At 37.9% G+C, this 23,529-nt stretch carries 19 protein-coding genes and 1 tRNA gene; 9 read left to right on the top strand and 11 right to left on the bottom strand.

Going from position 1 to position 23,529, the window contains the following annotated elements; translation table 11 throughout:
• Nucleotides 1-162: 162 nt before the first annotated feature.
• A complete protein-coding gene (locus AAFX60_009995) occupies nt 163-1,017 on the top strand; it encodes an AraC family transcriptional regulator (GenBank protein ID XDF77048.1) in 855 nt (284 codons plus the stop codon).
• A 67-nt stretch (nt 1,018-1,084) separates the two neighbouring features.
• Here the strand turns inward: AAFX60_009995 and purB are convergent, their stop codons facing one another.
• The 4 genes from purB to norR form a co-directional block, all read right to left on the bottom strand.
• A complete protein-coding gene (purB, locus tag AAFX60_009990; GenBank protein ID XDF77047.1) occupies nt 1,085-2,455 on the bottom strand; it encodes an adenylosuccinate lyase in 1,371 nt (456 codons plus the stop codon).
• Nucleotides 2,456-2,524: 69 nt separating this feature from the next.
• A complete protein-coding gene (gene hflD, locus AAFX60_009985) occupies nt 2,525-3,142 on the bottom strand; it encodes a high frequency lysogenization protein HflD (GenBank protein ID XDF77046.1) in 618 nt (205 codons plus the stop codon).
• Nucleotides 3,143-3,153: 11 nt separating this feature from the next.
• Nucleotides 3,154-4,278 carry a tRNA 2-thiouridine(34) synthase MnmA gene (gene mnmA / locus AAFX60_009980; protein XDF77045.1) on the bottom strand — a complete coding sequence of 375 codons (1,125 nt, stop codon included), beginning with the start codon at nt 4,276-4,278 and terminating at the stop codon, nt 3,154-3,156.
• Nucleotides 4,279-4,393: 115 nt separating this feature from the next.
• Complete coding sequence (gene norR / locus AAFX60_009975; GenBank protein ID XDF77044.1) at nt 4,394-5,932, bottom strand: nitric oxide reductase transcriptional regulator NorR; 1,539 nt, start codon at nt 5,930-5,932, stop codon at nt 4,394-4,396.
• A 188-nt stretch (nt 5,933-6,120) separates the two neighbouring features.
• Between norR and norV the strand changes: the two genes are divergently transcribed.
• The 4 genes from norV to AAFX60_009955 are packed head-to-tail and all read left to right on the top strand — an operon-like array spanning nt 6,121 to nt 9,936.
• Nucleotides 6,121-7,611 carry an anaerobic nitric oxide reductase flavorubredoxin gene (norV, locus tag AAFX60_009970; protein ID XDF77043.1) on the top strand — a complete coding sequence of 497 codons (1,491 nt, stop codon included), beginning with the start codon at nt 6,121-6,123 and terminating at the stop codon, nt 7,609-7,611.
• Between the two features lie 11 nt (nt 7,612-7,622).
• Nucleotides 7,623-8,768: an NADH:flavorubredoxin reductase NorW gene (gene norW / locus AAFX60_009965; GenBank protein XDF77042.1), complete on the top strand. Its 1,146-nt coding sequence runs from the start codon at nt 7,623-7,625 to the stop codon at nt 8,766-8,768.
• A gap of 13 nt (nt 8,769-8,781) precedes the next feature.
• The gene (locus AAFX60_009960) at nt 8,782-9,555 is read left to right on the top strand and encodes a ferredoxin--NADP reductase (GenBank protein ID XDF77041.1); all 774 of its coding nucleotides are present in this window, start codon (nt 8,782-8,784) and stop codon (nt 9,553-9,555) included.
• 45 nt (nt 9,556-9,600) lie between these two features.
• Nucleotides 9,601-9,936 carry a DUF1971 domain-containing protein gene (locus tag AAFX60_009955; GenBank protein ID XDF77040.1) on the top strand — a complete coding sequence of 112 codons (336 nt, stop codon included), beginning with the start codon at nt 9,601-9,603 and terminating at the stop codon, nt 9,934-9,936.
• 75 nt (nt 9,937-10,011) lie between these two features.
• Here AAFX60_009955 and AAFX60_009950 read toward each other — a convergent pair whose 3' ends face one another.
• A complete protein-coding gene (locus AAFX60_009950) occupies nt 10,012-11,631 on the bottom strand; it encodes a methyl-accepting chemotaxis protein (protein XDF77039.1) in 1,620 nt (539 codons plus the stop codon).
• Nucleotides 11,632-11,918: 287 nt separating this feature from the next.
• Between AAFX60_009950 and AAFX60_009945 the strand changes: the two genes are divergently transcribed.
• Nucleotides 11,919-12,191, top strand: a complete 273-nt coding sequence (locus AAFX60_009945; protein XDF77038.1) for a hypothetical protein — start codon at nt 11,919-11,921, stop codon at nt 12,189-12,191.
• A 92-nt stretch (nt 12,192-12,283) separates the two neighbouring features.
• Here AAFX60_009945 and AAFX60_009940 read toward each other — a convergent pair whose 3' ends face one another.
• Both AAFX60_009940 and AAFX60_009935 read right to left on the bottom strand, forming a co-directional pair.
• Nucleotides 12,284-12,457 carry a lipoprotein gene (locus AAFX60_009940; GenBank protein XDF77037.1) on the bottom strand — a complete coding sequence of 58 codons (174 nt, stop codon included), beginning with the start codon at nt 12,455-12,457 and terminating at the stop codon, nt 12,284-12,286.
• Nucleotides 12,458-12,559: 102 nt separating this feature from the next.
• Nucleotides 12,560-13,180: a pseudouridine synthase gene (locus tag AAFX60_009935; protein XDF77036.1), complete on the bottom strand. Its 621-nt coding sequence runs from the start codon at nt 13,178-13,180 to the stop codon at nt 12,560-12,562.
• Nucleotides 13,181-13,384: 204 nt separating this feature from the next.
• On the opposite strand from AAFX60_009935, the gene AAFX60_009930 reads away from it, so the two are divergent.
• Nucleotides 13,385-15,613: an NADP-dependent isocitrate dehydrogenase gene (locus AAFX60_009930; GenBank protein ID XDF77035.1), complete on the top strand. Its 2,229-nt coding sequence runs from the start codon at nt 13,385-13,387 to the stop codon at nt 15,611-15,613.
• Nucleotides 15,614-15,693: 80 nt separating this feature from the next.
• On the opposite strand, the gene AAFX60_009925 is transcribed toward AAFX60_009930, so the two are convergent.
• From AAFX60_009925 to folD, 4 genes are all read right to left on the bottom strand, one after another.
• Nucleotides 15,694-17,211: a SpoVR family protein gene (locus AAFX60_009925; protein XDF78919.1), complete on the bottom strand. Its 1,518-nt coding sequence runs from the start codon at nt 17,209-17,211 to the stop codon at nt 15,694-15,696.
• A gap of 10 nt (nt 17,212-17,221) precedes the next feature.
• Nucleotides 17,222-18,493 carry a YeaH/YhbH family protein gene (locus AAFX60_009920; protein ID XDF77034.1) on the bottom strand — a complete coding sequence of 424 codons (1,272 nt, stop codon included), beginning with the start codon at nt 18,491-18,493 and terminating at the stop codon, nt 17,222-17,224.
• A 130-nt stretch (nt 18,494-18,623) separates the two neighbouring features.
• The gene (locus tag AAFX60_009915; GenBank protein XDF77033.1) at nt 18,624-20,558 is read right to left on the bottom strand and encodes a PrkA family serine protein kinase; all 1,935 of its coding nucleotides are present in this window, start codon (nt 20,556-20,558) and stop codon (nt 18,624-18,626) included.
• Nucleotides 20,559-20,743: 185 nt separating this feature from the next.
• Entirely contained in the window at nt 20,744-21,601 is an 858-nt protein-coding gene (gene folD, locus AAFX60_009910; protein XDF77032.1) for a bifunctional methylenetetrahydrofolate dehydrogenase/methenyltetrahydrofolate cyclohydrolase FolD, read from the bottom strand.
• A 266-nt stretch (nt 21,602-21,867) separates the two neighbouring features.
• Between folD and AAFX60_009905 the strand changes: the two genes are divergently transcribed.
• Together AAFX60_009905 and AAFX60_009900 are read left to right on the top strand one after the other, a co-directional pair.
• Nucleotides 21,868-21,944, top strand: a tRNA-Arg gene (locus AAFX60_009905).
• A gap of 111 nt (nt 21,945-22,055) precedes the next feature.
• Complete coding sequence (locus tag AAFX60_009900; protein ID XDF77031.1) at nt 22,056-23,513, top strand: protein adenylyltransferase SelO; 1,458 nt, start codon at nt 22,056-22,058, stop codon at nt 23,511-23,513.
• Nucleotides 23,514-23,529: the final 16 nt, after the last annotated feature.

Below are 23,529 nucleotides of genomic sequence, written 5' to 3'. Positions count from 1 at the left end.
TATTCTCCTTTTTGGTGTTTCTCTATAGTAAAAAGAGAAAGTAAGAAAAAGAGCATTAACTAATCTACTTTTAATACTATTCCATCAAGCCCTACTTTTTTATGAAATAAACAGTACTATTAAGGCATGTTTTAGCATTATTTAGTGAATGGGTACCAATAAATGAAAGCGAATTTAGAACGAGTTCCAATTCGTATTGGTTCTTCTTGGCGATATAAAAAAATTGATGGTGTTGAAAAAAATTGTCACTGGCACTTTCATAATGAGTATGAATTGGTGCTATTTCGGAAAAATAATGCCAAGGGAATGGTGGGGCATTTTGAGAGAGTCATTGAGAAAAATACATTATGGCTGATTCCCCCTAAGATGCCACACGCTATTGAGTTGTTAGAAGAAAAGGAACTGCAATGTGAATCTCATATTATTTGGCTACCAAAGGAGTGGGTTGAGAATATGATATTCAGTTGTACAGAGCTAAGAAGAATGGGGGAACTATTTAAACGTTCTAGTAATGGATTGTGCTTTTCAACTTCGACAGCTGAAAAGGTTTATCAATTTATTGAAAAGCTATTTAAAGATTCTATTCTTGATGATCTTGGCTATTTAATTCAGATTCTAGGTTGTTTATGTTCTGATAAAGAGACTAGACCGCTTCAACTATTTTCAAAGCAAGAGGCCTCGGATAAAGAAGGAAAAGAGAAGATTGACCTTGTTTGCCAGTATATTGATGATAATTACCAAAACTCAATTACATTATTGAATGTAGCTGAGCATCTTTGCACCAGTGAAAGTACTATTCATCGATTATTTCAGTCTCATTTTGGTGAAAGTTTTAGCCAATATTTGAAAAAACTGAGACTCAATCACGCCGCTAATTTACTTACTCACAGTCGTTTACCAATTGGAATTGTAGCAGAGCAAGTAGGGTATAGAAATCAAACGAATTTTAATCGCTTGTTTAAGGATTATAAGCAACTGACGCCAAATCAATACAGGAAGAAGTTTAGTAGCCTTTAGGTTTTATATGAAAGGTAATAAAAAAGGCCGACAAAATGCCAGCCTTTTAAATGGTTTACTGTAGCGATTACAGTTTGTCAGTTAGCTCGATAGCTTGACCGATGTAGTTAGCTGGAGTCATCTCTTTTAGACGAGCTTTCTCATCTGCAGGGATTTCTAAACCGTCGATGAATGCACGCATGCCTTCGCCATCTACACGCTTACCACGAGTCAGTTCTTTTAGCTTTTCGTATGGCTTTTCGATGCCGTAACGACGCATTACTGTTTGTACAGGTTCAGCAAGAACTTCCCAGTTTTTATCTAGCTCAGCAAGTAGAGCATCACGGTTAACTTCTAATTTGCTAATGCCTTTTAGAGTCGATGTGTATGCAATGATAGCGTAGCCACAACCAACACCTAGGTTACGAAGAACCGTTGAGTCAGTTAGATCACGCTGCCAGCGAGATACAGGCAGTTTTTGTGCTAGGTGGCTAAAGATAGCATTAGCAAGACCTAGGTTACCTTCTGAGTTTTCAAAGTCGATTGGGTTAACTTTGTGCGGCATTGTTGAAGAACCGATTTCACCAGCAATTGTTTTTTGCTTGAAGTGGCCAAGAGCAATGTAGCCCCATACGTCACGGTCAAAATCAAGAAGGATAGTATTAAAACGAGCAATCGCATCAAATAGCTCAGCGATGTAATCGTGAGGTTCGATTTGAGTTGTGTATGGGTTCCAAGTAACACCTAGAGACTCAGTGATGAACTCTTCGCTGAATTTGTGCCAATCAACATCTGGGTAAGCAGAAAGGTGAGCGTTATAGTTACCAACCGCACCATTGATTTTAGCTAGGATTTCAACGTTTTCGATTTGCTTATATTGACGTTCCATACGGTACGCCACGTTAGCCATTTCTTTACCCATAGTCGATGGAGAAGCTGGTTGACCGTGTGTACGAGACAGAAGTGGAATGTCACGGTATTCGTTTGCTAATGCTTTAATCGCATCAATAACGTTACGAATTTCTGGAAGAATTACCGTATCACGAGCTTCTTTAAGCATTAGAGCGTGAGACGTGTTGTTGATATCTTCTGAAGTACATGCAAAGTGAATGAATTCATTAATAGCGTGAAGCTCTGGAACTTCAGCTACTTTCTCTTTTAGAAAGTATTCGACTGCTTTAACGTCATGGTTTGTAGTGCGTTCAATTTCTTTGATACGCATTGCATCTTCTTCATTGAAGTTTGCTGCGATGTTATCTAAGAATTGATTCGCTTCTGCGCTTAATGTAGCTACTTCCGCAATCGTTTGCGTAGCAGCTAGTTTTTGAAGCCAACGAACTTCAACAACAGTACGGTACTTTAGTAAGCCATACTCACTAAAGATGCTGCGTAGAGAAATTGTTTTACTTCCGTAGCGACCATCTACAGGTGAAACAGCAGTTAATGCTGACAATTCCATGTGAATCTCCTAGATATGTATAAATGTTAAAGGAAAAAGCCTACCTGAAATCAAGTAGGCTTTAATTTTTTAAATTCGAGCGAGAATAATTTTTGCTTGCTCAACCATTTTCTTTCGGCCAAAGATCAAGTGACGGCGTTTGCCTCCCACCTGACGCCATAATACGGCTGAGCGAATACCTGATAACAATAGAGCTCGTACTTTATGCTGAGTCATCGGTTGTTGAAGAACTGATGGAGTACCTGTTACTTGAATTCGTGGACCCATTGGGCTGATCACGTCTAAGTAAATGCTCGCAATGTTACTCAACATTTGTTCATCGTGAATGTCAAAGTGCTCAAGTTGGCGTTCGATAGTACCGATACGTTCACCTAATTTACTCATGCCATCACGATGACCTGCCAGTTTGCGCTCTAGAGCCATAAGGCTAATAAGGTAACGAGTTAATTCACTACCTGAAGGCGTATTATCAAAATCACGAACTAAGCACTCTAGGCCAATTCGTAAATTTGATTCTTTTCCATAAACTGCAACCGTATTGCTTGGGTTCGTTTCTAGAATTGATTGAATTGCTGTGTCAAACGCCTCTTGATCACAGTGACCATCTTTTGCCATTTTTTGAACTAAGCTTGCAGCTTGGCAAATGCCAGCAAATGCAATGGTTCTGTCAAATAAAGTGTTCGCCACGCGTTAACTCCTTAAATACGCTCTTCGATAATACCGCCGCCTAGACATACTTCGTCTAGGTAGAATACTGCAGATTGACCCGGAGTCACTGCAATTTGCGGCTCGTCAAAAATCACTTTAATGTTTTCATCATCAACAGGGATGATAGTACAAGGGATATCAGTTTGACGGTAACGTGTTTTAACCGTACAGCTCAATGGTGCTTTAATTGGTGTGCGATCAACCCAATGAAGTTGAGAAGCCAATAGACCTTGAGATTTCAATAATGGGTGATCTTTGCCTTGAACTGCAATTAATACGTTTCGTTTTAGATCTTTTTCACCAACGAACCATGGATCTTCATTACCGCCACCGCCTTTGGTGCCGCCGATGTGTAGACCTTTACGCTGACCTAAAGTGTGATACATCAAACCTTGGTGTTGACCAATCACTTTACCTTCAGGTGTTTCGATATTACCTGGTTGTGCTGGTAAGTATTTGCCTAAGAATTCAGTGAATTTACGCTCACCGATAAAGCAGATACCTGTTGAATCTTTTTTCTTCGCTGTGATCAAACCTTGCTCTTCAGCAATGCGGCGTACTTCTGGTTTCTCAAGTTCACCAACAGGGAATAAACTACGAGCAACTTGCTCTGAGCTTAATGTGTATAGGAAGTAACTTTGATCTTTATTTGAATCTAAACCACGTAACATTTGTGGTTTAACGCCATTAGCGATTTCTTCAGCTGTTGGGAAGGTACGACGAACGTAGTGACCCATAGCAATAAAGTCAGCATCAAGCACTTCATCAGCAAACTCTAAGAAGGCTTTAAATTTAATTTCTTTATTACATAAGATATCTGGGTTTGGTGTACGACCCGCTTTGTATTCCTCTAGGAAATATTCAAATACGTTATCCCAATATTCAGCAGCAAAGTTAATGGTGTGAAGGTGAATACCTAATTTGTCACACACCGCTTGCGCATCTGCTAAATCTTCGGCTGCAGTACAATATTCCTCGTTGTCATCTTCTTCCCAGTTTTTCATGAAAAGACCTTCAACTTGGTATCCTTGTTGCTGAAGTAGGTAGGCTGATACTGAAGAATCCACACCACCGGACATACCGACGATGACTTTCTTTTGGCTGTTGTCTGACATTCTTTAACACCACTAATAAAACTTGAGGCAGATTCTAACAGAAAGAATATGCGTGGGACAGATCCGAGAGCAAAATCACATAATTATATCGGTAAAAATATGTTTATTATTGCTTTTACTCTTTTAGATTTAACCGTTTTGCTAAACGATGTAAATTTCCTGTATCAAGTTGCAATGCTCTGGCGGTTGCAGCCCAATTTTGTTGCTGTTCTTGATATGTTTTTTTAATTAAATTAGTTTGAAATTCATCCGTAGCAGAGCGTAAATCTTTGGTGTTTTTTGAATGTGGTGTAACAATTTGATTCGCTATGTTTTTTTCTGCATGGTTTTCTTTTTTTATTAAGAAATGAGTAGGAGATAATACTAAATCAGAATCGTCACTTTGAGCTCTTGATAAAACGGCAGCTCGGCTTATTACATGCTCTAATTCTCGAATATTCCCAGGCCATGAATAGTCATTAAGTAAAGTGATGGCTTCAGGTGTGATTCGTATACTTGTCGCCCCTAATTTAATACGACTTTTTTCTGCAAAGTAACCAACGAGTAAAGTGACGTCATTACCCCTGTCTCTAAGCGGTGGAACAAAAATAGGGAAGACACTCAATCGATGATATAAGTCAGCACGAAAATCACCATTTTTTACCTCATCACTCAGTGTTTTGTTGGTTGCTGCGATAATTCGTGTATTTACCTTAATATGGTTGTCATCACCAATACGTTGAATATCACCATATTGTAAAACACGCAGTAATTTAGCCTGCAGAGCCAATGATAACTCGCCTATCTCATCCAGAAATAGCGTACCATTGTCAGCCGATTCAAATTTCCCTTTTCTGTTACTGATCGCCCCTGTAAAAGCACCTTTAACGTGTCCAAATAGTTCACTTTCTGCAACGGATTCAGGTAATGCCGCGCAGTTTAAATACACTAAGTTTTGTTGCGCTCGTGCTGATCTCTGATGTAAAGCACTCGCAACCAGTTCTTTACCCACACCGGTTTCGCCCGTAATTAATACGGATAATTCTGTATTAGCAACGGCGTTAATGTTGGCTTGCAACTCTTGCATTGCGAGGGATTCACCAATCATTTCAACATGATTATCAGATGATCGCTCAAATGATGAGTTATTTGAGTTTTCTCCCGATTGATTTTCTAATCTTTCCATCAATAAAGCGGTATGCAAGCTAGTTGCTGCTAATGCACTGATTATTCTTAACTCTTTGTTTGTAAATGTATCAAATTGAGTAGGGTCAAATGCATCTATTGTGACCGCTCCAATTAATCGTTCATTAACCAGTAGAGGTAAACCAATACATGAGTGGACCTGCAACTGACTTTTTTCATTAGCAATCAAACCATCATAAGGATCAGGTAAATCACTATCTGAAGGAAATCGAACAATGTCTCCAGCTCGGGCAATCGCCTCTAAACGAGGATGTTGAGAAATAGCAAAACGACGACCAATGACATCGTCGTCTAAGCCATTGGTAGCAAGAGGAGAAAAATACTGATTTTTAAATAATAGAAGAGCGGAAGCATCGCATTTTAAGGCATTTCTGATCGTTGATAACAAACGTTCAAAACGATCTTTGCTTGATAATCCAGAGGTGAGATCCAATGCAATTTGAACCCATTCATCTTTAATATTTTTCATTGAAACCTCGTAGATATAAACAGTGTTAATTTGACAATTATAGTGTCGTTTTGACAAAAGTAAATAATTGTCATAATGACATTGTTGTGGGTGGTTTTATTTTTATTTCCTTGTAAAACAATGAGATAAAAGTTGGCATGCGCGATGCAATATGTATAGCAACGCTAATAATTAAATGAGAAAAAACAATGACTATTCATATTAAAAACAATGTTAACTGGGTTGGACAACGCGATTGGGAAGTATCTGATTTCCATGGTACTGAATTCAAAATGACCAAGGGTACAAGTTATAACAGCTATCTTATTCAAGAAGAAAAAACCGTGCTTATTGATACGGTCGATCATCGTTTTAGTCATCAATTTATTCAAAATTTAGAAATGGAAATTGATCTTGCGAGCATTGATTACATTGTCATTAACCATGCTGAAGAAGATCATTCAGGAGCGCTTGCTGCATTAATGGAGAAAATCCCTGGTACTCCAATTTACTGCACTGAAAATGCGATTGATTCCATTGTCGGACATCATCATCACCCAGAGTGGAATTTTAATCCAATTAAGACAGGTGATGCATTGGATATTGGTAATGGAAAGCAATTGATCTTTGTTGAAGCACCTATGCTTCATTGGCCAGATAGCATGATGACCTATTTAACTGGTGATGCAATTCTGTTTAGTAACGATGCATTTGGTCAACATTATTGCGATGAACGTTTATTTAATGACGAGGTAGATCAAACAGAATTGATGGAGCAATGTTTACGTTATTACGCGAATATTCTTACGCCATTCAGTGCTTTGGTTACCGCTAAAATTAAAGAAGTATTAAGCTTTAATTTACCTGTCGATATGATTGCAACTTCTCACGGTTGTGTATGGCGAGATAACCCTACTCAAATTATTCATCAATATTTAGAGTGGGCTGATAATTATCAAGAAGATCGTATTACGATTTTTTATGATTCTATGTCAAACAACACTCGAATGATGGCTGATGCTATTGCCCAAGGTATTCACGATGTAGACCCTGCTGTTGCAGTCAAAGTATTCAATGTTTCTCGCCAAGATAAGAATGATATTTTAACCAGTGTGTTCCGCTCAAAAGGGATCCTTGTAGGTTCATCAACCATGAATAATGTAATGATGCCTAAAATTGCGGGCATGTTAGAAGAGATTACTGGTCTTAGATTTAGAGCAAAAAAAGCTGGAGCATTTGGTAGTTACGGTTGGAATGGTGGTGCTGTTGATCGAATCCATTCACGTTTAACCGATGCTGGTTTTGAAACCGCAGTAGGTTTAAAAGCGAAATGGCGTCCAGATGGTAAAGCAATGCAGTTATGTCGAGAACATGGACAATTTATTGCAAAACAGTGGGCGTTAGCACCATTAACAACGACATTTAATACAATTAATGTCGATAAAAAAATTCAGACAATAGAGGAACCGGTTGTTCTTGTTAAACCAAGTGCCGAACTAGAAAAAACGGCGACAGAAGTGACGTCATCAAAAGATGCAAAACAGTGCATGCTTTGCTCGGTCTGTAATTGGGTCTATGACCCTGAAATTGGTGAATCGAATCAAGGTGTAGAACCAAATACACCGTGGTCTTCAGTTCCTGATGATTTCTTATGCCCTGAATGTCATTTAGGTAAAGACGTATTTGTGGAAATTATTTAGGAGAAACGATCATGAATTTACCTATAGTGATTATCGGTAGTGGATTTGCCTCTTACCAATTAATTAAAACCATTCGTCGAACTAACAATGATTGCCCGATTCATGTCTTTACGAATGACAGCGGTGACGATTATAACAAGCCAGATTTGAGTCACGTATTTTCAAAACAACAAAGTCCAGAAGAGGTAGTTACATTATCTGGAGGGGATTTTGCTGAGCAATACAATGTCATTCTGCATAGGCACACTTGGGTTGAGTCGATAGATACTGAGAGCCAAGCCATTACTGCAAATGGTGAGCAATATGCTTATGGAAAATTGGTCTTAGCGACAGGCTCTCAAACATTTATTCCACCTTTTCATGGTGATGGATGTGGAGATATCCTGACGTTAAATAGCCTAAAAGAATTTGCTGGTATTCAACAAAAAGTACTGGAGTCTAAAAAAGTACTTGTTATTGGTGGTGGTTTAATAGGTACAGAGCTCGCAATGGATTTGGCAAATGCAGGAAAAATGGTGACCTTAGTTGAACCAAATACCCATTTATTAGCCAATATGGTGCCTGATTTTATCTCTTTACCGCTAGAGAAAGCTTGTAAAGAAAAGGGAATTACTGTCAATTTATCTGATTGTGTGCAAGCCGTAAATAAGCAAGAACAAGGTTACAGAGTAACAACCAGTAATGGTCATTCATATTATGTTGATTGTGTAATATCGGCAGCAGGATTAAAACCTAATACGAAATTAGCAACAGAAGCAAATCTCATGGTTAATCGGGGAATTGTGGTGGATTTAAATTTACAAACATCAGCTAATAATATCTATGCTTTAGGTGACTGTGCGGAAATTGAAGGCAAAGTTATGGCGTATCTTCAACCTATTTTATTAAGCGCGAATGCATTAGCCAAAACACTATTAGGTACAGATACTGCTCTTTCTCTGCCTAATATGATGGTGAAAGTGAAAACACCTAATTATCCAATACAGTTAGCTGGCAATACATCCACTGATATCGAGCGATGGTCTGTTGATATTGATACACAAGGCTTGTGTGCTAAAGCTTACAACATAAATAATCAATTAACGGGATTTGTAGTGACAAATGAGCGAGTTAAAAATGCTTTCCCACTATTTAGAGAGTTAAATACAACGAATTAAAAAGAGGTGAACTATGACAGAAATTCCTCATGGCTTAATTAAAGGCGTTGTCTTAAAACGCCATGATTGGACTGATAGATTATTTAGTCTGTTTGTTGAAGCGCCAATCAATGCTTATCAAGCGGGACAGTTTACCAAGTTGGCATTATTAAATGATAAAGGTGACTGGGTAAGAAGGGCTTATTCAATCGTAAATAACCCTGAGCATATTGAAGGACGAGAGCGAATGGAATTTCTGATCATAGCCGATCAGAAGGGAGAGTTATCTCCTTGTTTGCAAAAACTGAATTCTGGTGACGAGATTTTTGTAGGTAAAGACGCCAGTGGTTTTATGACTATTGATGAAGTTCCTAAAAATGCAGATGATTTTTGGTTGCTTTCAACAGGTACTGCCATTGGCCCATTTATATCGATATTAGAAACACCAGAACTTGAAATACGCTTTAACAATTTTGTGTTAGTTCATGCGGTAAGAACAGAGTCTGAACTGATTTATCAACAACGAATTGAACAGTTATCTAAACGATATAACAAGAGGTTTCATTATGTACCAATTGTTTCTAGAGAATATGTCAGCGGAGCTTTATGTGGACGAATCCCGTCTTTATTACTCAACGGAGAGCTTGAAAAGAGAGCAGAACTTCAACTTAGTAAAACATCTAGCTTCTTATATATTTGTGGTAACCCAAACATGGTTAAAGACACATCTGATGCACTAAAAGAATTAGGTTTTGAAAAGCATTTACGTCGGAAACTTGGGCAATTTAGCTCAGAAAATTATTGGTAGTGATTCGCTTTGTTTGAATCATACAAAACAATTTGGAGAAATATTATGAGTCATTTACGTATCCCAAAAAATTGGACAATTCAACGTTCAACGCCATTCTTTACTAAAGATAATGTACCTGAGGCACTACTAACTCATCATAATACAGCTGTAGATGTATTCGGACAGATCTGTGTTATGGAAGGGGTTGTCACTTATTATGGATTTGCAAATTCAGAAGCAACAGAACCTGAGATTAAAGTTGTTATTAATGCAGGACAGTTTGCTACAAGCCCACCTCAATATTGGCATCGTATTGAGTTAAGTGACGATGCTCAATTCAATATTAATTTTTGGTCTGATCAAGATAAAAGCGGTAAAAAAATGTTCAATACGAAATAGTTTATACTTTTGCATCGAGTATGTATTTCAGCCATCAATGCTCCTGTGAGCATTGATGGTGAGAAATACTTAGTATTAGATTTTAAAGAAAGATAGAAGGTGTTTTTGTTCTTCAGACTGTCGAGCTAATATTTCACTTTCCTGAGCATTCTTTTTGATGCTCTCAGCATTTTGATTAACCATTTCTGAAGTTAACATGATATTTTTTGTTATTTCTTGAGTTACACACGCCTGCTCTTCAGAAGCTGTTGCAACAAGTGTATTCATTTCTGAAATATGAAGTACAGCGTTCGAGATTTGATTGAACGTTGTATTCACTTCTTCTGCGATGAATTGAGATTCTCCGACTAAATGTGAATTTTCAGTCATATGCTGATCTGCCTTCTCAGCTTGTTCTTGTAATTTGGAAATAATCTCTTGAATACTAACCGTTGAATGTTGAGTTTTTGCCGCTAATGCTCGAACTTCATCTGCAACAACCGCAAATCCTCTTCCTTGTTCACCAGCTCTCGCTGCTTCAATAGCTGCATTAAGTGCTAATAAATTCGTTTGTTCAGAAATGTTATTAATCACTTCAACGACTGAACCAATATCAGAAGAATATTCACGCAATTGATTTACTATCGTTGCTGATTCTTTTACCGAATCATTAATTTTTTCAGCAATGTGTTTTGAACGCTCTAATGCATCGTAACCTTCTGAAATGCTATTATTTGCATTGACGGTTGCTTTTTCTGCATTAGAAGCATTAAGGCTAACTTCTGTTGCGGTTTGAGATAATTCATTTACGGCTGTCGCAACTTGCTCAATTTGCTCTAATTCAATTTGGACATTGACTGTTGATTCTTCCATCACGTTTGTTAATGCTAGTGAAGCTGAAGATACATTTTCTGCAATAGAATGGGAGCCTTGAGCTATGGTAGCTAATTTATCAACTGTTTGATTTATACTATAAGTCAATTGAGCGAGTTCATTTGAACCATTATCTTCTGGTTGCTTTGATGATAAATCACCCTCTGCAATTTTCAGCATTGCATCTTTTATAGAAATAATTGGATTAACAATTGAGTTTGATAATACAAATGAAATAGCAAGCATTAATACAGAGAAAAGAAAACTAATCATACTGAACATGGTAATTAAGGAAGAAAACTTTTCTTCAGAATTTGATATCGAATCATCAACACGATTAGAAAGCTCAGTAGTAAATAAATTTAATTTATCGACCACATCCATGCCTAACATACTTGCTTTGTCTTGCCATTGTCTAAGTTCGTTTTTTGATATTAAGCCATTAGCGTAATTGTCTAGTACGGTTTCTGTTTGTGTCATGTGTTGATAGTAAGCATCAAACGCCATTTTTCGTTCTTTAGTTGATTGTTGACCGTCATCTTTAAATGATTTGTTAACGTCGGCATACCAAGTATTTAATGCGTTTGTATAGGTTTGACGGTATTTATTATCTTGAAGTGAACGAAAATAATGAACACGTATAACCCACAGTTGAGTTACTTCTTGGTCATTTACAAAATTGATTGTATTTACTGCATTTGATATTTGAAGACTTGATTCTTTTTGTGCAGTTTCAAAATATTTAAATGAGATATAAATGACTAAAAAGAAAAAGCTAATAGTGATCCAACTTAAACCTAGTAATTGTGTTTTTAATTTAACGTCTTTTAGAAAAGTAAACATATAAAATGTCAGAGGCTGAAAAATGAGATGCGGATTGTATTTATAAAAAATGAAAAGGGAATATTCACCCTTTAATTATTTAGAGTGTTTGCACTAAAAGTGAGCGTTTTTATTTTCTGAGATTTTTTCCGATATTTTTTTTGCATGTCTAACTTCTGTTGCATTTTGTTTTTATATGGATACTTGATGTTAAAATCGATTTTTCTACTGTTAATATTTTCCAAATGAATGCGTTTTTTTACTTTTTCTATGGCATAGTAGACAAAATTATTAAGTGAGTAGTATCCATGACAGAACAACTAGACGATTTCATGACGGAAGAAACACTGATTGAAACCGTAAAAAATCAAATTGAAGACGGTAACCCAATTGCAGTTAAAGAAACATTAATGCGCTTAGTTATGACGGGTAACCCACGTGAAGAAGCGATTGAAATGATGGCGTGTGCGCTTGCAATTGAAGTCTTTGATGTAATGAAAAATGGCGCGGAGTTTAATCAAAAGCGTTATAAAGAAAACTTAGAATCATTGCCAGATATGAGCTTCATGGGTGATGAATAATTCCAATATTTGTAGGCAGTAATTGTCTTTGATATTGAAATAAAAAGGCCTGATAGTGTTAGAACTATCAGGCCTTTTTATAAAGTCATACGTTAGTCAGCACAGCCAATTTCACCAGTTAGCATACAGTTTTGCTGCTGCTTTTCTTGATTTTTATAATGCTCATTAGTCAATTCTGTTGAGTTAATATCAGCTCTATCTGCTGGAGCACAAGCACTAAGCAAGAGTACGCTAGTGAGTCCTACTGCTTTAATCATAGTGTTCATAATGATCCCTTTATTTTTTATAATTAATGTAGTCAGTCTAATTTAAAAAGCAGTAAACAGATAGTAAAATTAACGTTTTTATTACAATTTAATTTATTGTTTTTAAAGTGATACTTCTTTCCAAGTGCCGTGAGCCACATCTTTTATTGTCCAATCTCCCATTGAATAGCGTATTAAGCGTAAGGTAGGGAAACCAATGTTTGCTGTCATACGGCGAACTTGTCGGTTACGACCTTCAATGATCGTAATTGAAATCCATGTTGTTGGAATAGCGGCACGAAAACGAACAGGTGGATTGCGTTCCCACACGTTTGGTTCCGGTATGATTTCTACTTTTGCTGGCAACGTCATGCCATCTTTTAGCTCAACCCCTTGACGTAATTTATCTAAATCATCTTCAGTAGGTGCGCCTTCAACTTGTACCCAATAAGTTTTTGGTGATTTAGATTCTGGTTGAGTTAATCGAGCTTGTAACACTCCATCATTAGTTAAAATTAATAAACCTTCGCTATCGCGATCAAGACGGCCTGCAGCATAAACGTCTTTAACAGAAATAAAATCTGCGAGGGTCTGGCGATGTTGGTCATCAGTAAATTGACTCAATACATCAAAAGGTTTATTAAAGATAATAACTTTACGATCTTTAGGTGCAGGGCGTGGCTTTTGTGTGTTTTTTTTCTTAAAAGCCGGTTTTTTCCAATTAGGGGAGCGTTTGAATGTCATGTTAACTACCTTGCAGATTTGTAAAGCTTTTGTGGTGTTTAGTTTTAAAGTTCACCGCTTTTCGCTATAGTGTGCGCGTGAAACAAGAGACTAATAAAAATAATACCAATGTAATGAATGATTAGAATTGGTATCAAAGTCGGTAAATTACAGAACCTATTATACGTTTTGTTGTGGGTTTTGTGGATTAAATAGGGAAATTAAATGACAACGCAAAAATCTAAGATTATCTATACTATCACTGATGAAGCGCCAGCATTGGCGACACATTCACTTCTTCCAATTATTCAAGCATTTGCAGCATCATCAGACATTGATGTTGATACACGCGACATTTCTCTTGCTGGCCGTGTAATTGCTAACTTTCCTGAATATTTAACTGAAGAGCAGCGCATTGGTGATGCATTAGCAGAGCTTGGTGAACTAGCAAAAACACCAGAAGCAAACATCATTAAACTTCCAAATATCAGTGCATCTATACCTCAACTTCATGCTGTAATTAAAGAGCTTCAAGCGAAAGGCTATGCTTTGCCTAACTACCCAGAAGAAGCAAAAACGGATGAAGAAAAAGCCGTTAAAGCGGTTTATGATAAAATTAAAGGGTCTGCAGTAAACCCAGTATTACGTGAAGGTAACTCTGATCGTCGTGCTCCTGGAGCTGTTAAGCAATACGCTCGTAATAATCCTCATTCAATGGGGGCGTGGTCTTCGGATTCAAAATCACACGTAGCAAGCATGAGTGACGGTGATTTTTATTCAAGTGAACAATCAGTAACTATTGATGGTGCAACGAATGTTAGTATTGAGTTTGTGGCTGAAAATGGCGATATCACAGTGCTTAAAGAAGGTCTTGCATTGCAAGATAAAGAGATCATTGATGGTTCTCGCTTAAGTAAAAAAGCACTGGTTGAATTCTTTGACGCTGAGACTAAAAAAGCAAAAGAAGAAGATGTGTTACTTTCGCTACATATGAAAGCAACTATGATGAAAGTGTCTGATCCAGTGATCTTTGGTCATGCCGTAAAAGTATTCTACAAAGATGTATTTGAAAAGCACGCAGCGACTTTTGAAAAACTGGGTGTTGATGCGAATAATGGCATTGGCGATGTTTATTCTAAAATTGCCTCTTTACCTGAAGTTGAAAAATCACAAATTGAAGCTGATTTAGCTGCGGTATATGAATACCAACCTGAGCTTGCGATGGTGGATTCAGATCGTGGAATTACAAACCTTCATGTTCCTAGTGATGTGATTATTGATGCTTCTATGCCAGCAGCGTTGCGAACTTCTGGTCAAATGTGGGGACCTGATGGTCAACTCAAAGACACGAAAGCGATGATCCCAGATCGTTGTTATGCGGGTGTTTACCAAGCGGTAATTGATTTCTGTAAAGCAAATGGTGCATTTGATCCAACAACAATGGGTTCAGTACCTAATGTTGGTTTAATGGCACAAAAAGCAGAAGAGTATGGCTCTCATGATAAAACATTCATTCTTCCTGCTGCAGGTACAGTTCGAGTGATTGATGGTGCAGGTCATGCGCTTATTGAGCATGCTGTTGCTGAAGGTGACATTTGGCGTATGTGCCAAGCTAAGGATGCACCAATTCAAGATTGGGTGAAATTAGCGGTAAATCGTGCGCGTGCAACTGGAACACCTGCTGTTTTTTGGCTTGACGCTAATCGTTCGCATGATGCGGAGCTGATTAAAAAGGTAAATATTTACCTTGCAGATCACGATACAACGGGGCTAGATATTCGTATTTTAGCGCCAGTAGAGGCGACTCAGTTCTCATTAGAGCGCATTGTTAAAGGCGAAGATACTATTTCGGTAACAGGTAATGTATTACGTGATTATCTGACTGATTTATTCCCAATTCTTGAGCTAGGTACATCAGCAAAAATGCTGTCGATTGTTCCTCTTATGAATGGTGGTGGTCTATTTGAAACTGGAGCGGGTGGTTCAGCACCAAAACACGTTCAACAGTTTGAAAAAGAAAATCATTTACGTTGGGATTCTTTAGGTGAATTTTTAGCGCTTGCTGCTTCGTTTGAGCATTTAAGTGTGACAACAGGTAATGCAAAAGCACAAATTCTGGCAGATACATTAGATGCAGCAACATCGAAATTCTTAGAAACCAATAAATCACCATCACGTCGTGTCGGTGAGTTAGACAACCGTGGTAGCCATTTCTACTTAGCGATGTACTGGGCTCAAGAACTTGCTGCGCAAACAAAAGATGCAGAGCTTCAAACTTATTTTGGCTCACTGGCTGAGACATTAACATCAAATGAAGCAAAAATTGTTGATGAGCTTAATGCGGCACAAGGTGTCGCTGGTAACGTTGGCGGTTACTTTCAACCTGTCGCAGAGTTAGCAGCAAAAGAGATGCGTCCAAGTGCAACATTGAATGCAGCATTGTCGTCACTTTAATTGATTAACGCATTAGATTGATATAATAAAGCCTTGAGGTAGTGATACCTCAAGGCTTTTTGTTATGTCTATTTCAGTATTTAAATACTCGTATTGTAGTAATTACGCTTCGGACAAGAAGATATTATTTCTGCTCGATTAAATGAAATCACTTCTTCCAAAATCACATCAAATCCCCACAAACGATGAAGATGCTTCATTACTTCTTCATGGCTTTTATCTAAAGGAATACGATTATGAGGGATATGGCGTAGAATCATCGAACGATCACCTCGTACATCTACATTCCATACTTGTATATTCGGCTCTAGGTTACTTAAGTTATATTGAGCAGCAAGCTTCTCTCTGATTTCACGATAGCCTGTATCATCATGAATTGCGCTGACTTCAATATGTTTGTTTTTATCATTATCTAAGATGGAGAACAGTTTAAACTCTCGTATTAACTTGGGTGATAAGTATTGGCTAATGAAACTCTCATCTTTAAAATTATGCATAGCAAAATGTACGGCATCTAACCAATCGGTTCCTGCTAAATCAGGAAACCACTCTCTGTCTTCATCTGTCGGTTCTTCACATATTCTACGAATATCTTGAAACATAGCGAAACCAAGAGCATAAGGATTAATTCCGCTGTAATAAGGACTGTTATAACTCGGTTGAGCAACAACATTTGTATGGCTGTGTAAGAACTCTAGAATAAACTTTTCAGACACTAACCCTTCGTCATAAAGGTGGTTAAGGATCGTATAGTGCCAAAAGGTTGCCCAACCCTCATTCATTACTTGGGTTTGTTTTTGTGGATAAAAGTACTGGCTAATTTTTCGTACAATCCGAACAATTTCTCGTTGCCATGACTCAAGGAGTGGGGCGTGCTTCTCAATAAAATAAAGAATGTTTTCTTGTGGTTCAGATGGGAAGCGAATTTTTTCTTCGCTACTTTCTTCTTTTGATTTTGGAACGGTTCGCCATAGGTCATTTACTTGAGATTGAAGATAGGCTTCTCTGTCTTCTTGACGAATTTTTTCTTCTGCTATTGAGATTTTTTCAGGGCGTTTATATCTATCTACGCCATAGTTCATTAAGGCATGACAAGAATCGAGAATTTTTTCTACTTCATCAACACCGTATTTTTCTTCACACTTGGTTAAGTATTGTTGAGCAAACAATAAATAATCGACAATCGAACTGGCGTCAGTCCAAGTTTGAAATAGGTAATTACCTTTAAAAAATGAGTTATGACCATAGCAAGCATGTGCCATGACTAAGGCTTGCATTGTAATAGTGTTCTCTTCCATTAAATAGGCAATACAGGGGGAGGAGTTAATAACGATTTCATAAGCGAGTCCCATTTGACCGTGCTTATAGTTTTGTTCTGTTTGGATGAATTTTTTACCAAATGACCAGTGATGATAATTAATAGGCATACCAACACTAGAGTAAGCATCCATCATTTGTTCAGCTGTGATGATCTCGATTTGGTTTGGGTAAGTATCCAAACGGTAATGCTCGGCAACACGCTTAATTTCTACATGATATTCTTCAAGCATTTGAAAGGTCCAATCTGGCCCATCAGGTAGCTTTGTCGTCCTTTTCATCATTGCCTCCTTAAGCCAGCTGCTTTTGAAATAATTCTCTGAATATTGGGTAAATATCTTCAACGGAACGAATATTTTTCATGGCAAAATTATCAAAGCCTTGTGCCAACTTGTCGTACTCAGTCCACAATGTTTGGTGATGACGTTTTGTGATTTCGATATATGAGTAATATTGGCAAGTTGGAAGAATGGATGACGTCAGCAACTCTTTACATTTTGGTGAGTCATCAGCCCAATTATCACCATCAGAGGCTTGTGCGGCATAAATATTCCACTCATTTGCAGGAAAACGTTCAGCAACGATGTCTCTCATGAGTTTCAATGCGCTTGAAACCATGGTCCCACCGGTTTCTTGAGAGTAGAAGAAATCGTGTTCATTTACTTCTTTCGCCTGAGTATGGTGGCGAATAAAAACGACTTCTACGTTTTCATAAGTTCGAGTTAAAAAGAGATAAAGCAGGACATAAAAACGTTTTGCGATGTCTTTGGTTGCTTGATCCATAGACCCAGATACATCCATTAAGCAAAACATTACCGCTTGACTGGATGGGATAGGGGTTCGCTCGTAGTTTTTATAACGCAAATCAAATGAGTCAATATAAGGAACATGTTTAATTCTTTCTCGAAGTTCTTCTATTTGTTCCTGCATTTTACGAACAGCAAGCGGTTGACTTGGTTCGCTGTTTTTAATGGTTTCTAATTCTTGTTCTAATTCGGAGAGTAATCGTTTTTTACCCGCTGTCATGGCAGTTCTACGAGCAAGTGATTGCTGTAGAGAACGGACGATATCAATATTAGAAGGGACACCGGCGGTTTGATAACCTGCTCGATGGGTTTCCCATTCTGTTATTTTTTGAACTTGGTTTTTCTCAAGGTTAGGCAATTCAAGCTCTTCAAAAAGAATATCAAGGTATTCATCTTTCGAAATTTGAAAAATAAAGTCGTCTTGACCTTCGCCATCCGCACTGGCATCTCCATCACCAGCACCTCCGCCACCATTTCCTCCTTGAGGACGTTCAATTTTATCACCTTTAATAAATTGGTCATTGCCGGGTAATACACGTTCACGAATACCACCTTGACCTTGATGAAAAACAGGCTCAGATATATCTCCCTTTGGAATAGAGATACTTTCACCACTTTCTGTATTGGTTACTGAACGTTGATTTACAGCATCAGAAACCGCACGTTTTATTTGGTCTTTATGGCGACGAATAAAGCGCTGTCTATTGACGGTACTTTTCTTTTTACCATTCAACCTTCGGTCAATAAATTGAGCCATAATATTGCCCTCCTGATTCATATCACCTTAGCGATTGTCTAAAGGAACTTACTTATATAGACAACAAATTAGCTAAAATGTTATTAGATCAGCCCATAATCAGCTATGGGCTGTAACGTCCTGTTTATTTTTATGATGATTTACGAACACGTAAGTACCATTCTGCTAATAGTCTTACTTGTTTTTTGGTGTAGCCTTTTTCCATCATTCGAGCTACAAAATCATCATGTTTTTTCTGATCGTCGGTTGAGGTTTTTCCGTTAAAGGAGATAACTGGAAGAAGATCTTCTGTATTGGAGAACATTTTCTTCTCAATAACTACACGCAGTTTTTCGTAACTGGTCCAGGTTGGGTTTTGTCCGTTGTTGTTTGCTTTTGCTCTAAGAACAAAATTCACGATTTCATTACGGAAATCTTTTGGATTGCTGATCCCGGCTGTTTTTTCTATTTTTTCTAATTCATCGTTAAGTGCTGAACGGTCAAATAATTGGCCAGTTTCAGGGTCACGATACTCTTGATCTTGAATCCAAAAATCAGCATAGGTTACGTAACGGTCGAAAATGTTCTGACCATATTCTGAATAAGATTCAAGATAAGCGGTTTGAATTTCTTTTCCGATAAACTCGACATATTTAGGGATTAGGAACCCTTTTAAGAACTCGGTGTATTTATCTGCAATGTCTTGCGCAAATTGTTCTCTTTCTATTTGTTGTTCTATTACATAAAAAAGATGAACAGGGTTGGCTGCGACTTCGGTTTGATCAAAGTTAAATACACGAGAGAGGATCTTAAAGGCGAATCGAGTTGATAAGCCTGACATACCTTCATCAACACCAGCAAAATCTCGATACTCTTGGTAACTTTTAGCTTTTGGATCGGTGTCTTTTAGGGTTTCACCGTCATAAACTCGCATTTTAGAGAAGAGAGATGAATTCTCTGGTTCTTTTAGACGCGATAATATTGAGAATTGCGCTAGAATATCTAATGTACTAGGAGAGCAAGGTGCATGAGACAATTCACTGTGTTCTAGTAGTTTTTGGTATATCTTCATTTCTTCCGATACACGTAAACAATAAGGGACTTTTACGATATAAACCCTATCTAAAAAGGCTTCGTTGTTTTTGTTATTTCGGAATGTTTGCCATTCTGATTCGTTTGAGTGAGCAAGGATCATCCCATCAAATGGTAACGCTGACAGTCCTTCTGTCCCATTAAAGTTACCTTCTTGGGTTGCAGTTAAAAGAGGATGGAGCACTTTAATCGGCGCCTTAAACATCTCTACGAATTCCATTAGGCCTTGGTTCGCTTTACATAATGACCCCGAATAGCTATAAGCATCAGGATCATCTTGGGCGAAATGCTCTAATTGACGAATATCGACCTTACCTACAAGAGAGGAAATGTCTTGATTATTTTCATCGCCCGGTTCTGTTTTTGCGATACCGATTTGGTCAAGAATCGATGGGTGAACTTTAATGACTTTAAATTTTGTTATGTCACCACCAAATTCATGCAGTCGTTTTGCTGCCCAAGGAGACATAATGGAACGTAGGTTACGTGGTTCAATACCGTATTCGTTTTTGAGTAGTTCACCATCTTCATTGACATCAAATAAACAGAAAGGGTGATCGTTAACTGGGCTGCGTTCCCCATTTGCGCTAAGTACATAAATAGGTAATTTTTGCATTAAGCTTTTTAGTTTTTCAGCAAGTGAAGACTTACCACCGCCTACTGGGCCTAATAAATAAAGCACTTGCTTACGCTCTTCAAGACCTTGAGCAGCATGCTTTAAGTAAGAAACAATTTGTTCTATTGGCTCTTCCATACCATAGAAATCTTTGAAGGTTTCATAGCGAGAAATAACACGATTAGAGAAAATGCGACTGAGTTGCGGATCAAGTGCAGTATCGATGACCTCAGGCTCTCCAATGGCTAGCAGTAGTCTTTCTGCTGCATTAGCATAAGCACTTTTGTCATTACTACATAGTGATAAGAAATCTTGCAGTGACATCTCTTCATCTTTTGCCGCTTCATAACGGGCTTGATAGTGGTCAAAAATACTCATATCCATTTCCTCTTGTCATCCGTTTTTTAAATTACGCATACTAAGCCTAGTAACTAAATGCTTATTTTGTCCAAGAAAAAACTGAAAATAGAGTGAAATTTGGTCAAGAAGTGTGGGGAAGCGCAGATATAAAAAAGCGAGCAGTAAAATTGCTCGCTAATTGATAGTTTTGTAACTATTAAAAGTTATTTGCTGTGGTATTGCTCACAGGCAAGTAGGGTGTTTTCGATAAGTGTCGCTACTGTCATTGGACCAACTCCACCTGGTACTGGAGTAATATAACTTGCTTTTGTTTTGGCTACGTCATACTCGACATCGCCAATTAACTTACCTGAATCCAGTCGATTAATACCTACATCAACAACGACAGCACCTTCTTTAATCCATTCACCTGGAATGAAATTTGGTTTACCGACGGCGACCACAACCAAATCAGCTTGACGAATATGGCTTTCCAAATCTTTTGTAAAGCGATGACAAGTGGTGGTTGTACAACCAGCAAGAAGTAATTCAAGTGTCATTGGTCGACCAACAATATTTGAAGCACCAACAACAACGGCATGCATACCACGAACTTGAATGTTGTAGCGGTCAAGTAGAGTGATGATCCCTTTTGGTGTACAAGAACGCAGTTTTGGAATACGTTGTGATAATCGACCTACGTTATATGGGTGGAAACCATCAACGTCTTTTTCAGGATCGATATGCTCTAAAATTTTAGTGCTATCCATTCCAGCAGGAAGAGGCAATTGAACCAAAATACCATCAATTTCCGGATCTTGGTTTAGTTCATCAATTAGGTTAAGAAGTTCTGATTCAGATGTGGTCGTTGGAAGGTCATATGACTTTGAAACGAAACCGACTTCTTCACAGGCACGACGCTTACTACCTACATAAACTTGAGATGCTGGGTCTTGTCCAACTAATACAACTGCAAGGCCTGGAGCACGTAATCCTGCTTCTACACGAGCTTTAACACGAGCCCCGACTTCAGAGCGAACGGTTTGAGAAATGAGTTTTCCATCGATAATTTGAGCGGTCATAGTGATCCTTCTAAAGGGCAGTTACTGGTTGACCTAAGTATTGTCGCAGAATTAATTCATAATAGCTATAGAGCAAACGTTTGCGTTCGAGGTTTTTTAAGTACCAAAACATCGTAATATCAATGATATTTGTAGGTTTTTTACTCAGAATGGTTTTCTTGTTGCTATAAAGTGAGCAAAGTGACTCATTTTTCATCACTCAGTAAGATAATGATAAGAAAAGGATTGATCTGATTTCGGATATTCGTATAATCCTACCACACAAAGCGCCCTTAGCTCAGCTGGATAGAGCACGTCCCTTCTAAGGATGTGGTCGTAGGTTCGAATCCTACAGGGCGCGCCAAAATTGGAAAAGCCGCATTAACCTTATGGTTAGTGCGGCTTTTTTCATTTCTGTCATATTATTTATCAATATGCTAGCGTTAGTTCATTGCATAGTTAATGGATTACTCTTATGTCTTTTTGGAATTCACTTTCAATTACTACTCGCTATTCAAGATTGCCTCGCTGTTTTTTCACGTATGTACAACCGACCCCCTTAGATAATTCTCGTTGGCTTATATGGAACAGTGAATTAGCTAAACAGTTTGATTTACCTGAGAACGTACATAATCATTCTGAGCTGTTAGATGTGTTTTCGGGTGAAACAGTGCCGCCCGTCTTTGCTCCACTAGCCATGAAATATGCAGGGCATCAATTTGGTAGTTATAACCCAGACCTTGGTGATGGAAGAGGACTTTTACTAGCAGAAATAAAAGATAAAAAAGGGAATAGTTTTGATCTTCATTTAAAAGGAGCTGGTTTAACGCCTTACTCGCGTTCTGGTGATGGCCGAGCTGTATTACGCTCTACAATTCGTGAGTATTTATGTAGTGAAGCGATGGCTGGGCTTGGTATTCCTACTACACGAGCATTAGGAATGATGACGAGTGATACTCCGGTATTTAGAGAAGGCTATGAGACTGGGGCTCTACTCATTAGAATGGCTGAAACTCATATTCGATTTGGTCATTTTGAGCATCTGTTTTATTCAAATTTATTGGAAGAGCTAAAGTTATTAGCGGATAAAGTGATTGAATGGCATTTCCCTTGTTGTTTAGGTGAAGATAAGCCATATCTCGCAATGTTTAATAATATTGTCGATAGAACTGCTTATATGATTGCGCAATGGCAGGCTGTGGGATTTGCCCATGGTGTTATGAATACCGATAATATGTCGATTATTGGCCAAACGTTCGATTATGGTCCTTTTGGCTTTCTTGATGATTATGAACCTGGTTATATCTGTAACCATTCTGACTATCAAGGGCGTTATGCCTTTAATCAACAACCTAGAATTGGCTTATGGAACTTATCGGCCTTGGCACATTCGCTTTCTCCATTAATTGATAAGTCAGATTTAGAAAAAGCATTAGAGCAATATGAAATAAAATTGCATGATTATTTTAGTCAATTGATGCGAAAAAAATTGGGGCTGCTTTCTAAACAAGAAGGGGATACCCGTCTATTTGAATCTATGTTTGAGTTACTGTCGCAAAATGTGGTGGATTACACTCGATTTATGAGGGCGTTGTCTTACCTAGATTCTCAAGATAAACAAACGGTAGTTGACTTATTTGTTGATAGAGAAGCCGCAACATTATGGATAGACTTGTATCTAACACGATGTAAGTTAGAAGCAGATAGCTTCGATATGCGTTGCTCAAAAATGAGAAAAATGAACCCGAAATATGTTTTAAGAAACTATTTAGCTCAGCAAGCAATTGTTAAAGCAAATGAGGGGGATTTTAGTGATGTTAAAATTTTATCTACGCTATTGGCATCGCCATTTGATGAACATCCTGACTTTGAGCGTTATGCTGAATTACCACCAGAGTGGGGGAAGAGAATGGAAATCAGTTGTTCATCATAGAGCAAAGAAATTTATG

The sequence above is a fragment of the Aliivibrio fischeri genome, from assembly GCA_038993745.2.
Lineage (GTDB): Bacteria > Pseudomonadota > Gammaproteobacteria > Enterobacterales > Vibrionaceae > Aliivibrio > Aliivibrio fischeri_B.
This window is presented reverse-complemented; position numbering and strand designations above follow the sequence as displayed.

What these genes read in the sequence shown, in the direction of transcription:
- AAFX60_009920 (XDF77034.1), bottom strand. Translation starts at nt 18,493, where the DNA reads ATGGCTCAATTTATTGACCGAAGGTTGAATGGTAAAAAGAAAAGTACC.
- AAFX60_009950 (XDF77039.1), bottom strand. Translation starts at nt 11,631, where the DNA reads ATGTTTACTTTTCTAAAAGACGTTAAATTAAAAACACAATTACTAGGT.
- norR (XDF77044.1), bottom strand. Translation starts at nt 5,932, where the DNA reads ATGAAAAATATTAAAGATGAATGGGTTCAAATTGCATTGGATCTCACC.
- AAFX60_009960 (XDF77041.1), top strand. Translation starts at nt 8,782, where the DNA reads ATGACAGAAATTCCTCATGGCTTAATTAAAGGCGTTGTCTTAAAACGC.
- norW (XDF77042.1), top strand. Translation starts at nt 7,623, where the DNA reads ATGAATTTACCTATAGTGATTATCGGTAGTGGATTTGCCTCTTACCAA.
- mnmA (XDF77045.1), bottom strand. Translation starts at nt 4,278, where the DNA reads ATGTCAGACAACAGCCAAAAGAAAGTCATCGTCGGTATGTCCGGTGGT.
- AAFX60_009940 (XDF77037.1), bottom strand. Translation starts at nt 12,457, where the DNA reads ATGAACACTATGATTAAAGCAGTAGGACTCACTAGCGTACTCTTGCTT.
- AAFX60_009900 (XDF77031.1), top strand. Translation starts at nt 22,056, where the DNA reads ATGTCTTTTTGGAATTCACTTTCAATTACTACTCGCTATTCAAGATTG.
- AAFX60_009945 (XDF77038.1), top strand. Translation starts at nt 11,919, where the DNA reads ATGACAGAACAACTAGACGATTTCATGACGGAAGAAACACTGATTGAA.
- AAFX60_009915 (XDF77033.1), bottom strand. Translation starts at nt 20,558, where the DNA reads ATGAGTATTTTTGACCACTATCAAGCCCGTTATGAAGCGGCAAAAGAT.
- AAFX60_009925 (XDF78919.1), bottom strand. Translation starts at nt 17,211, where the DNA reads ATGAAAAGGACGACAAAGCTACCTGATGGGCCAGATTGGACCTTTCAA.
- norV (XDF77043.1), top strand. Translation starts at nt 6,121, where the DNA reads ATGACTATTCATATTAAAAACAATGTTAACTGGGTTGGACAACGCGAT.
- AAFX60_009935 (XDF77036.1), bottom strand. Translation starts at nt 13,180, where the DNA reads ATGACATTCAAACGCTCCCCTAATTGGAAAAAACCGGCTTTTAAGAAA.
- AAFX60_009995 (XDF77048.1), top strand. Translation starts at nt 163, where the DNA reads ATGAAAGCGAATTTAGAACGAGTTCCAATTCGTATTGGTTCTTCTTGG.
- purB (XDF77047.1), bottom strand. Translation starts at nt 2,455, where the DNA reads ATGGAATTGTCAGCATTAACTGCTGTTTCACCTGTAGATGGTCGCTAC.
- folD (XDF77032.1), bottom strand. Translation starts at nt 21,601, where the DNA reads ATGACCGCTCAAATTATCGATGGAAAACTCATTTCTCAAACCGTTCGC.
- AAFX60_009955 (XDF77040.1), top strand. Translation starts at nt 9,601, where the DNA reads ATGAGTCATTTACGTATCCCAAAAAATTGGACAATTCAACGTTCAACG.
- AAFX60_009930 (XDF77035.1), top strand. Translation starts at nt 13,385, where the DNA reads ATGACAACGCAAAAATCTAAGATTATCTATACTATCACTGATGAAGCG.